The sequence below is a fragment of the Bradyrhizobium sp. UFLA05-153 genome, from assembly GCF_054185185.1.
Genome location: NZ_JBBIAM010000195.1, coordinates 1 through 10366, shown reverse-complemented (window position 1 = coordinate 10366; position 10366 = coordinate 1). Strand labels below are relative to the sequence as shown.

The following is a 10366-nucleotide window of genomic DNA, read 5'->3' as shown; positions in this document are numbered from 1 at the left end:
ACGCGAGCTACGGCTCGGCAAGCCCGTGCCACAAATTCCAAGCGAAGCGAGCGAGAACTGCCGCGCCGCCCGCGGGGCGAAGGCGGACCCGGCGCCGCAATTTCGGCTCGGCAAGCCTATCGCCGGAAAGAACCGCCCCAACCCGCTCCCAACAAGAATATCGAAAACAACCCCACGCAAAGTCAAAATGGCGTCGCCGGCCAGGATGTCGGTGACACCGGGCCATTTGACACGTTGGGCAAATCAGCGGCACAATTCCATCATCGCGCAAGCACATGGTGTGCCGCTCATCGGGCTCACGGCGACTGCAAAAATCCCGAAAATTGAAGTTGCACCGACCCGCCACAGCGATGATCGCTGGGCGTGCCATACCGCGCGCTTGCCAAATGCATGAATATCCAAAGGACGGCCGACTGGGGGCGAGTTGTCGCGAAACGAGCAATCTCGCCAGACTTGATAAGTTGCTTATGATATCGCGAGGTAGCTTGTTCGCAGCAGTCCGCTTTTCTGGGAGAAGCGAAAAGCGGACGCTGTAGCTCTGCTGGTCTATCGTGGGTGAGCCTCTGCAATGAACGATGTCACCGCTCGAACGAACGCCGACGCCTTGACCGCGAGAAGCCTGGCTCAAACAAAGACTCGAGAAAGCCCGCCACGCACAGATGTCGGGACGATAACGCTCCATTGGGCGACCGCGCTCGCGTTTGTCGTAAGCCTCGTTACCGGCATACGCATCGCAGCGGACACGCTGCGCGCCCCCTTCTCGAAATGGCTCGCTCCGGTCCTGCCGCAAGGCGAGATCTTTTCCTGGCATTTCCTCGCGGGGCTCGCCGTCTTCTTCTGCGGGTCGGCCTACGTCGTCTACCTCGCGCGCAGCGGCCTCGTCGAGCGCAACAGCCCCAAGAAGACGCGGATCCTCGCGATGCGCGCTCCGGCCCGCCTCAAGTGGGGAGCCGTCAACATCATCCTGCACTGGTTCGTCTATGCGCTCGTGATCTTCCTCACGGGGACGGGCGTCATGATGTATCTCGGCTATGGCGGCTGGTGGGCTTATCTCCATTCGACCGCCGCCTTCGTCGGGCTCGGCTATATCTTCGCGCATGTCAGCGCGCATTATCTCCATGGTGGCTGGCAGCAGATTTTCCGCGTGTTCCGGCCGACACCGCTCGTGATCACGAAGGCCGTGCGGCCGAGGCCTCTTCTGCTCGCCGCTGCAATCGGGGTGGCAGTCGCGTGCGGCGTCGCCGAGCTCGACGACTGGGCGACGCGTGATACACTCGTCGTCGCGCGGGTGAGCGCCGCGCCCAAGCTCGACGGCGCCATGGGCGATCCCGCCTGGTCGCGCGCGCCCCCCGTCTTCGTTCACACGCAGCAGGGTGCCAATCTCGGCGGATCGGGCGAATCGCTCGTGGAGGTGCGCGCCCTGCACGACGGGCAGAAGATCTATTTCGCCTTCCGCTGGGAGGATCCCACGCGCTCCCTGCGCCGCATTCCGATCATCAAGAGAGAAGATGGCTGGCACGTCCTCGACGAGCATGCGGGCCTGCAAGACGCCGTCGATTTCTACGAGGATAAACTGGCGGTCATTTTCTCGGATAATCCATCGCTGGGCGGCGCAGGCGCGACGGGTCTCGGCGCCAACCCGCTGCCCGGCAAACCGATGCCGATCAACGGCCGGGGCTTCCACTACACGACGGATGGCAGTTACATAGACATGTGGCAGTGGAAGGCATCGCGTGGGGGCATGCTCGGGCGTGTCGACAGCCAATTTATCGGCCCGCCCTACGCCCCGACCTTGGACGAGCAGAATTACGATGCCCGCTACCAGGGCGGCTATTGGAACAAGCCCGGCCGCGCTCTTTATTCGTATAACTTCAAGTTCATCCACAGGAACGACAAGGGGCCCGTCACGGTTGTGCGGCTTCCCAAGGATTGGAAGGCGCAGGTCGCAGCCCTCGGCAAATTCGATCTTAATCCCAACAGCAGCGACGACGAGAACGGCCGCTGGTACATGTTCGACTGGGAGAGCGAACCCTACACGCCAGAGGCCGACGCGAGGATTCCCGTTGGCACGATCCTGCCCGGCGTAATTATTGCTGGCGACAACGACGGAGAACGGGCCAATGTCACCGGAGTTTCAAAATGGAGCAACGGACATTGGACGCTCGAGCTGACGCGCAACATGAAAGCCGACGGCAGATATGACAAAGCGTTCGTGCCAGGTCACGATCTCTACATGTGGGTCGCCGTCTACGACCATACACAGACGCGGCATGCGAGCCATAACCGCCCGGTGCGTGTCGTGTCGCAGAAGTAGGCGCCTCATGGGGGCGACGTGCTCGACCGGAGGCCACTACGGCGCGGCTGCGCTGAAGCACGGCTTCGCCCTCATCCGGCGCATCGCATTCTGGCTCGGCGAGCAGCGGCCTGCTCGCCGAAATTCGCAGCGCCTAGAGGGCTCGCGATGAAGAGGCATTGTCGGCTCGTCATCAACGGCAAGCTCGTCGAAGCCCGAGCCGGCGAAAGCCTGATCGACGCGGCGCTCGGCGGCTCGATCCTCGTTCCACACGACTGCAGATCGGGACAATGTCAGAGCTGCCGGGTGACGGTTGTTTCGGGCTCGGTCGATGACGGCGGCTCGGGCCATGGCCGCACTGTGCTCGCCTGCCAGGCCGCGGTCGCAGGCGATGCGGAGATCGAATTCGAAGAATTGCCGCTACCGATGAAGCGGGCGGGCGCCGTCACCGAGATCAACGAGCTTTCGCCGGAGATCGCCGAAGTCGTGCTGACGACCTCAGCGCCGCTCGAGTTTCGGCCGGGCCAATATGTGCGCGTCAAGTTTTCCGGCTATCCTGCGCGCGAGTTCAGCCCGACCTTCAGGCTCGATGGTTCCTTCAAGCATGTTGAACTCGTCTTCCACATCCGGCGCCTGCCTGACGGCACCGTGTCGGGGCAGCTCGGCAAGGCCATCAGGCCCGGCCATGCGGCGCATGTGCAAGGCCCCTTCGGACAAGTCTATCTACGACAGGGCCAGGGGCCGCTGGTGCTGGTCGCCGGCGGAGCAGGCTGGGCCCCGATCTGGGCGCTCGCCCGCTCGGCGCGCTCGACCCAGCGCAACCGCGAGATGGCGGTCGTCGCCGGCAGCCGGGATGCCGATAATCTCTATATGCTTCCCTCGTTGCAGTGGCTGATCGACGACGGTGTCCGCGACGTCATTGCGACGACGGAGGTCGGGTCTACCCTGCCGATCAGGCCCGGGCGCCCGTCGCACTACCTGCCCCTGCTCGGGTTGGAGGATACGGTCTACGTCGCCGGCCCCGTTGGTCTCGTCGAGATCGTGAAGAACAAGGCACGCTCGGCCAATGCGCAATGCTACGCCGATCCTTTCTTGCGGAGCTCTCAAACCCCATCGTTGATGGACAAGATTACCCGTCTATGGCGAAGCCGGGAGCAGCCTGATCGCCCCGGTATGTGAGCCGATGTCGAGCTCAGCAGCGCCGGCGGGCCACCGAGCCCCGGCGGCTCACGGCTTGACGGGCAGACTACCGAGGCTGGTGATGACGTCGGCCGCCTTCTGCGCATCGGCAAAGCGTAGAAAGGCCAAGGCGTCCGGATCCTGCAACGTGTTTAAATAGATCAGCGCCAGCACCACACTCGAGGGATAATCCGCGTCGGTCGGGTAGTGGCCGTCCACGCGAAGCACTGTGAGCCCCTGTTCCAGCGGCCGCGAGAAGGGACCGAAGCCGATCGCGCCTCGAACATCGCGAATCGTCTCGATCGCTTCCTGTGTGGTCGTTGCCGTCTTCGATTTCTCGGTGATCTCGAGATCATGCCAGCCGGGCATGCTGGCCCGTAGAACGGTAAGAGTACTGTCCTGGTCCTCGCGCCGCACGACGCGGATGCGCATATCGGCGCCGCCCAGCTCCTTCCAATTCGCAAGGCGGCCCGAATAGATCGCAACGAGCTGATCGCTCGTGACGGCACTCACTCCACAGCCGGGATGGACGATGAAAGCCGAGGGCAGGCGGGCGATCGCCTTGTAGACGATGCCGGAAGCCGCTTCGGCGTCGGTCAGGCGGCGTGCGACGCGCCCTAAGATCGCCTTGCCGGACCCCACGGCCGCGATGCCTCCGCCAGAACCGATGCTCGGTGGGACCTCGACCTGTGCCGATCCTTCCTGCTGCATGAAGCTCGCGGCAATGGCGCGCAGGACATCGATGCCGTCTCCGGTCCCGACGATGTCGAGCCTGCGTGTTTCGGCGCTAGCGGGATTCACCCCCGTAAGGCAGAGGCCCAAGAATGCCGCCAATATCCTCGAAAATGCCATTGCAAACCCCTTCGAGCCACGAGGTGCACAATCTGGCAAAGAAACCTAAACCATCTGTTGTCGCAACGCCGTGCCTTTTGGAATCATCAGTGTGGCGGACAGAAAGTGAAAAGCAGAAAATTTGATGGTTTCGAAAAACCACTTGCTAATTAGCCGGCCACAAATAGGCGATAAATTGACGATTTAGGGTGGTTCACCAGCCTAAAGTCGGCGCCGTGGAAGACGCTCAGTTGGGGGCCTCAGTGACCGACATTGACCGGCCCTCGCAAGTTCACGGTGCGGGCGGTGGTGGCGATTGACACGGATATGGCAAAGGCATCGAGGACGCCACCCCGCTGGCGTCGTTGGGCCGTTCCGTCCGGGGTTCCGAGTTTTCCCTCGTCTATTGCCATGCGCCTTGTTGCCGTGGTGCTCGCAACCGGCGTCCTCGGGCTCGGCCTCATCGGGGGCATGACGGCGCTACGCCTGCAGCAGCAACTGAGGCAGCAGGCTGCGGCACTGGGTGACCTCTCGGAAGACCAGCTCGCTCATCGCCTCGACGGCGAGGCGCAGTTGGCGCGAGCGCGAATCGAGGTCCTAGGCGCGGAAACCGCATCTCGCCTGCGTCAGATCGCTGAGCGCGCCGATGTCGCCAAGGCGGTCGCCTCGAACAACGATGTGACTATCCGCGAGCTGCTCAGCATCGTTGCTTTGACCTCCGGCTTCGAAAGGCTGATCGCCTTCGACGAAACCGGTCGCGTGATCGGCGCCAACACGCCCCTCGACCTCCTCGCGCTCAGCCGTGCGCTCGAGGGGACCGACCTCTCCGTCAATCTCAGGCCGATCCTCAAGGACAATAGCCGCTCGCACCCGCAGGGTGAGGAAGGCACCTATGAGCTCAAATTGCGTGAATTGTCAGCGCTCGGCCTGCCGCAGCGCCACACCATAGCGCACACCGCGATCGAGCCCGTGTTCGACGACTTCGGCGACCTCATCGGCGCGCTTGCCGCCATCCGACCGCTCGGGCGCACGGAGCGGACTCTCGAGAACTTTACTTCGCTAGCCAATGCCGGCGTGGTCATCATCACGGGTGACAACGAGATCGTGTCTTCCGCAGGGCCTGAAGGGGTGAGATTCAGCAGCGCCAAGACGCGTTTGGCCGGCCTGCGGCACTCGGATGACGGCAACTACGTTGCGCGCTGTGTCGATTACGAGGCGACTCTCAAGGTGTGTACGTTCGCGAGCGCATCGCTCGTGACGACGACACGCGATCAGATGTTCCAGATCGGCGCAGCCCATACGCGTTCGCTGATGTGGCAGTTCCTGGCATCCGCGGCGCTGGCGCTCGGTGCCTTGGTCGTCGCGCTATTGGCCGCCGTGAGGCACCTCACGAAAGGACTTTCAGCGCTCGCCAAGACCGCCCAGGAAATCGCGGGTGGCAATCTCGACGTTCCGTTCCGCGCAACGGGCATCGGCGAGGTCCGCAGCCTCGGCCTAGCATTCGAGCGAATGCTGACGCATTTGCGGGCCAGCACTCGAAGGATTCGTCAGCTCGCTTTCTACGACACTGTGAGCCGCATTCCCAATCGGGAGAAGATGCGCATCGATGCGCCGGCGCTCATCGGCTCGGAAGAGGGCGGAGCGCTGTTCTTCCTCGACCTCGATGGCTTCAAATCCATCAACGACACTTTCGGGCACAAGGCTGGCGACGAGCTGCTCAGGATGGTGGCCGAACGCTTGAACACTTTGCTGGCGTCCAAGGTCGCTCCCGGCAAATGTCTGCTCGCCCGGGTCGGGGGCGACGAGTTCGTCGCCATCATCGCTGGGGTGAAGACGGTCGCGGCCGCGAGCCTCAAGGCCCGCGAGATGATCGAGACGCTGCAGGTTTCGTTCAAGCTCCAGAGCAACCATGCGACCATCGGCGTCAGCATCGGCATTGCGATCTGTCCCACCCACGGCACAAGCTATGACGATCTCCTGATCCGCGCCGACCTTGCGATGTACGTCGCGAAGAGCTCGGGACGCAATACCTACGCGTTCTTCACTCCGGATCTCGCAGAGGTCGCGCGTGCCCGCCATGCGCTCGAAACCGATCTCGCCTTGGCGATCCGCAATGAAGAGCTCGTCGTCCACTACCAGCCCAAGGTGTCCTGCGTGGATGGCCGCATCCTAGGGGTGGAGGCGCTGGCGCGCTGGCATCACCCGAAGGAGGGCGACATTCCCCCTCAGCGCTTCATCAAAATCGCGGAGGAGATCGGCCTCATCATGGAGATCGACCGCTTCGTGCTCAGGCGCGCGCTTGCCGAAATCGGGGGCTTGATCCGGGCCGGCTCGAACCTCGTGCTCGCCGTGAATGTCGCAGCGACGGAAATCGAGGACCCGCTGTTCATCAAGGACATCGTCACGACAGTTCGCGAGGCCGACTTCCCGCCGCCACATCTCGAGATCGAGGTCACCGAGTCGGTCGCGATGCGCAATCCTGATGTCGTGCGCGAGAGAATAAGCCTGCTCAGGCAATTGGGCATACGCTTCGCGATGGACGATTTCGGAGCCGGCTATTCGAATCTTTCGACGATGGCGAGGCTCCCCTTCGACGCCGTGAAGCTCGATCGCACGCTCGTGGCGGGTGTCGCGAAAGACCGCGAAAAGCAGACGATCCTTCGCCTGGCGCTCGGACTTGCGGACGAATTAGGGTTCGAAACGGTCGTAGAAGGCGTCGAAACGGCCGAAGACCTTCGGTTCGCGGCCGAAAACGGCGCGACCATGGCGCAAGGTTATATTTTTTCTCCGCCGATATCGCTCGAAGAGTTCGCCGTCTTGCTCCAGCCGAGCCTTTTGGTTTCGGCGGTCGAAGTGGTCCCCAGGCAAGACGGAGCGGAGCGGCAGACTGTGATCCGCTGAGGCGTCGGCGCGTTCCGCGCAATTTTGCGCAGCAGCAGCTCGTGAGGCCGAATGTCTCAGATGGGTCAAGCTCGGAAGGAGCCCTGTCGGAAAATCTGTCTCTGCATCTCAAAACGGACTTGGGAGAGACCCTACTCCTCTCAAGGTTGGGGCGGGATTCGGAATGACTACGATCTTGAGCAGTTTCCGCGACTACAACTGGCTTGGGGGGAGCAGAAGGGGAGCAAACCGGAGAAACTCGTTAGGCCTGCATGCCGTCGCGCCGTCCAGCATAAATTAGGCAATGCGGCCGCGCGCAGGGATCTCAGAGGGAGTGGTCGCATCTCGGCCGCGAGCATCGGAGTAGGCAGCTGTCGTTTTCTTTTCTCGCGTCGCGAATGCGATGGGAAAACTCGGCAATTTGTCCCTGCATTAGGAACGCCGGGCGCGCTCGAAAGTTTTTTCACCGGCGGGCAGGGAACGAGAAGGACTCATGGCATGGCGCTCCTTGCGAAGCGGGTCTGTATCGGTTTGGTCTTTGCCGTTTTCGCGAATCCGGCCTGGGGCACCGAGTTGAAGCCGGACGCGGTCAACTCCGCGGAACTATCGTCGAAAGCTCTGTCGAGCGCGAAGGCGACGCCACTGGGCATTCGTCTCCAGGTGCTTCTCGATCGTGCGCACTTCTCTCCGGGCGAGATCGACGGCAGGTTTGGAGAGAACGCCAAGAAGGCGCTCCACGCTACGCAGAAGCGCAACAATTGCCGAGCTCCGATACCGTGACCGACGAGGTCTGGAAGAAGTTGGCCGTGGACGATCGACCCGTGCTCACCGACTGCACCATCTCGGAAAAAGACGTCTCCGGAGTGTTTCTTCAGAAGATACCTTCCAAGATGGAAGACATGAAGGACATCCCGAAGCTTGCCTTCACCAGCCCGCGAGAGGCGCTCGCCGAAAAATTCCATATGAGCGAGCAGCTCCTCTCGGCCCTGAACCCGGGCCAGCGCTTCGATCGCGCCGGTGACACGATCACCGTCGTCGACGCGGGCGTCGCACAGACGCCGAACGGCAGCAAAGCCGACAGGGTCGAGGTCGATAAGAGGCGGCAAACCGTGAAGCTGTTCGACAAGACGAATGCCTTGATCGGTTTTTACCCAGCCACGGTCGGAAGCGAACAGAAGCCTTCGCCATCCGGCACGCTGAAGGTGACTGAGGTCAGTCGCAATCCGACCTACCGTTACAACCCCGACTATCACTTCAAGGGCGTCCACTCGAGCAAACCGTTCACGATCAGACCGGACCGAACAACCCGGTCGGCACGGTTTGGATCAACCTCTCGGCCGAAGGGTACGGCATCCATGGCACGCCTTTTCCGGGGAAGGTGTCCAAGGCCGAGTCGCACGGCTGCGTCCGACTGACGAACTGGGACGCCGAACGCGTCGCCGAGCGCGTGGCCAAAGGCACTCAGGTCGCCTTCGTCGAGGGGACCCGCTGAGGCAGCAAGTCCACAGGGTCCTTCAACGCAACTTCTCACGCATAATCAGTTTCGGAGCCGATGAGCGGGGATGGGAAACGGAGCGTTGCCGAATGGCCCAAGCTACCGCGCCCATCCTCGACTCTACCGCCTGAATCAAGCCTTATGAAATGGACCGACCAAGCGCTGGCGAAGTGCGTACCCAATCAACAGGCGACGTCGGGCCTCTGGCACTGAGACATTCGTGGGGTCGTTGATTGCGCAAGCGGCGTCGCGACCATGGCGCGACGGCCGCTGGTCTGGCACTGCGCGGGTGGTGCAGCCACCTCGCGGGGTCTATCCTAGGGGGCGGGGTCTATCCTAGGGGAAAGGCTTGCCCTACCTTCTCCGCTGCAGGCGGGCAGGCATGACAACCGTGGAGCAAACCGATGCAACAGGCACTCGTCGTCCGCCGCGAGACGTACATCTCGGCGCCCCGCGCCTCGGTGTTCGCGTTCCTGACTGATCCGGAGAAGATCCTCCGGTGGATGGGAACGGAGGCGCAGGTCGAGCCTCAGCCCGGCGGGCTTTATCTCGTCAATGTCACCGGCGCTCGCTTTGCCCGCGGGTCCTTCCGCGAGGTGGTGCCCGTGCATCGCCTCGCCTATAGCTTCGGCTGGGACGGCAGCGAGGTGGTGCCGCCGGCATCAAGCCTGGTCGAGATCGACCTGATGGAGCAGCCGGACGGAACGCTGCTGCGCCTGACCCATACGGGCCTGCCCAGTGCCGAGCAATATGCCGGCCACGCAGAAGGCTGGGCCCATTACCTCGACCGGCTGGCCGAGGTTGCAGCGGGACGCGACCCGGGCCCGGACCCCTGGCACGGCCGTACTGGTAACGAGTGAACGCGGTTGCACTTCAGCCGATGCGCGCGATCGTCGCCGCCTGCGCCGGCATGGCCCCTCTTGATGATTAGCGGCTAACGCCACCTTCATGGGGTCGGCATCCGAAAACCTTCACACGAACGGACATCGCAAATGCGAATTGTCACAAAGAAGAAGCCGCCAGACTGAGGCGGCTTCTTCTAGAATAACCACCGCTAGCTAGGCGGTAATGTTTCACCAACGGTGGTGATGGCCCCATCCATAGTGATGGCCTCGACCCCATCCGTAGTGATGACCTCGGCCCCCGTGATGGCCCCAGCCGTGTACTTGGATGATTGAGGTGTCAGTGCCGATAAGTGCATTCGGGTTTGCGCTCGGCATTGCCGACGCAGACAGAATTGGAGCGAGCGCAAAAGTGCAAGCTGCAACTCCGATCAATAGAAGGCGCTTCATGATGTGTTATTCCTCAGATCGCGTTGATCGCGCTGATTGATAATCCGTGGGCACCTGCATTGTTCCATCGGATGGAACCAACGTCGTTCAGGGTGACGCTCGCACAGAAACGGCCCCGGCGCAGACGGCACGCCGAGGCCGCTCGTGTCGAAACTCCGACTGGGTGGGAGCCTTGGGGGAAGGTCTTCCAGCCGAGGGTTCTTGCACTCAAGTATGAGATACGCCGCCTTTAGCCGCGATCGCTTTCGGTGGGCGCTTTGTCTCGGGTTGAGTATTGCGAACGGCCTCGGCTAGCATCTCGCGCAGTTCAGCCTTCGTACAAGTCATGAATATCTATATGGGGTGCCGGAGTGAAAATTGAACCCATGTTTGAATATCAGTTTCATCGCACAATCC

At 62.2% G+C, this 10366-nt stretch carries 6 protein-coding genes and 1 pseudogene; 6 read left to right on the top strand and 1 reads right to left on the bottom strand.

All coding sequences use genetic code 11. The features are described 5' to 3' along the window. The 3 genes from Q2941_RS48555 to Q2941_RS48545 form a co-directional block, all read left to right on the top strand. Positions 1–394: hypothetical protein (locus Q2941_RS48555; protein WP_458197115.1), on the top strand; the 394-nt coding region annotated here is incomplete at its 5' end. Positions 395–568: 174 nt separating this feature from the next. Beyond that, positions 569–2314, top strand: coding sequence for an ethylbenzene dehydrogenase-related protein (locus Q2941_RS48550; RefSeq protein ID WP_458197114.1), 1746 nt, complete (start codon positions 569–571; stop codon positions 2312–2314). Positions 2315–2461: 147 nt separating this feature from the next. Further along, positions 2462–3472 (top strand): 2Fe-2S iron-sulfur cluster-binding protein, encoded by a 1011-nt coding sequence (locus Q2941_RS48545; RefSeq protein WP_458197113.1) that lies wholly within the window; start codon positions 2462–2464, stop codon positions 3470–3472. A gap of 48 nt (positions 3473–3520) precedes the next feature. Here Q2941_RS48545 and Q2941_RS48540 read toward each other — a convergent pair whose 3' ends face one another. After that, positions 3521–4324 carry a PstS family phosphate ABC transporter substrate-binding protein gene (locus tag Q2941_RS48540; protein WP_458197112.1) on the bottom strand — a complete coding sequence of 268 codons (804 nt, stop codon included), beginning with the start codon at positions 4322–4324 and terminating at the stop codon, positions 3521–3523. A 390-nt stretch (positions 4325–4714) separates the two neighbouring features. On the opposite strand from Q2941_RS48540, the gene Q2941_RS48535 reads away from it, so the two are divergent. From Q2941_RS48535 to Q2941_RS48525, 3 genes and pseudogenes are all read left to right on the top strand, one after another. Beyond that, positions 4715–7204, top strand: a complete 2490-nt coding sequence (locus tag Q2941_RS48535) for a bifunctional diguanylate cyclase/phosphodiesterase (protein ID WP_458197111.1) — start codon at positions 4715–4717, stop codon at positions 7202–7204. A gap of 477 nt (positions 7205–7681) precedes the next feature. Beyond that, a pseudogene (locus Q2941_RS48530) lies at positions 7682–8675 on the top strand (L,D-transpeptidase family protein). Positions 8676–9082: 407 nt separating this feature from the next. Next, on the top strand, positions 9083–9538 hold the full coding sequence (locus tag Q2941_RS48525; RefSeq protein WP_458197110.1) for an SRPBCC family protein: 456 nt from the start codon (positions 9083–9085) through the stop codon (positions 9536–9538). The last annotated feature ends 828 nt before the right edge of the window (positions 9539–10366 follow it).